Raw genomic sequence first — 1198 nt, 5'->3', positions numbered from 1 at the left:
ATTCAAATGATTTGGGAATCCAGTTTGTCAACAGAACCTAACAATGATGGTTCAGTTCGGGAACGATATTCATATGGACCCCAGAATAGCGATATGTTGAATCCAGGAAAGCTTGTATCTTTGACTGATACTGGCACAGACACCGACATTGATGACAAAAGATCTTGGGATGAAGGTGGCAAAGGTGTTGTAGTAGTAAATCTGACGTATCAAGGTTTCAAAGATGATGATATCATAGCGTCAGGTGAGAATGTTAATGCTCAATTGGGGACTCAAAGCGACCCTGGACAAACAAATTATGCTGCTGTGCCCAATGGACTATCTGGCAACGCCAATAGCAACTCAGGTGCAGGCGCAGTCGTCGAAGGAGGAAAACCTGGCACGAAGATTGAGGATATCAGGCCATCGGGTGTTGTAGCAGTAGGAGACGGAGCGACAGGAAGCGTCGGAACCGCACCGCCGCCTCCTTGCGGCACGAGGCTAAGATGTTAGAGTTGAGTTGGAGATCTAAATGAACCGCAGGAGTCTTATTCAGTTGTTGTCAATAGGTGTCCTTCCACTCGCGGCGAGCTGTGCGCGCACACCGGAAAGGATTCAGAAGGGCCAGAATACATTTTATTATGGCCATATTACTTCTGGAAGTTTTCACGAAGTCAATATTGGTGATGATCACCGAGCTGCGAAAGCTAAGCTGATTGCTATGGGGCTGCTATATTCCGGCTTGGCTGACTGTGAAAAAGGGTTCTTTAACAAAATTGAATGCAACCCCGGTGAAATTGTTGAGATATTTAGAAAACATAGCTTTCTGAGAAGTGGTTTTGTTTTCTTGTTCCTTGAAAGAGAAAAAGTAGCTGGAATTGCTTGGTCATACAACTATTCCATCGATACGTAGTTCAAGGATGAGATTGGTATCAATTCAGTAGTGCTATGAGGCCTTACATAGATGTGGTCTATACAAAAACTACCCCAGACGTTGTGGTTGCTGATTCCGGGCACTAATATGATTGATTCGACCGACCATATAATCCTTGTAGGTTTGATTTGGGCTTGACGGAAAAAGAAGTACTCCTTTCATCCGTCAAGGCTGTGCTGGATCGCCTCGGGCTCTCCCACAGCGAAGTCGCTCGCATATGCCAAGCCAAAAACAACTCTGAGCAATCTGGACACCCGCAATAACTGTGATTTCGGCGACGCGCTG

Annotated in this window: 2 protein-coding genes; both read left to right on the top strand. The window is 45.7% G+C overall.

The features are described from left to right. The coding region (locus tag B7364_RS17885; RefSeq protein WP_232780847.1) for a hypothetical protein at positions 1–492 on the top strand (492 nt) is incomplete at its 5' end. 19 nt (positions 493–511) lie between these two features. After that, on the top strand, positions 512–892 hold the full coding sequence (locus B7364_RS08245) for a hypothetical protein (protein WP_085339532.1): 381 nt from the start codon (positions 512–514) through the stop codon (positions 890–892). Positions 893–1198: the final 306 nt, after the last annotated feature.

The sequence above is a fragment of the Aquidulcibacter paucihalophilus genome, from assembly GCF_002105465.1.
In the GTDB taxonomy this organism is placed as follows: domain Bacteria; phylum Pseudomonadota; class Alphaproteobacteria; order Caulobacterales; family Aquidulcibacteraceae; genus Aquidulcibacter; species Aquidulcibacter paucihalophilus.
This window is presented reverse-complemented; position numbering and strand designations above follow the sequence as displayed.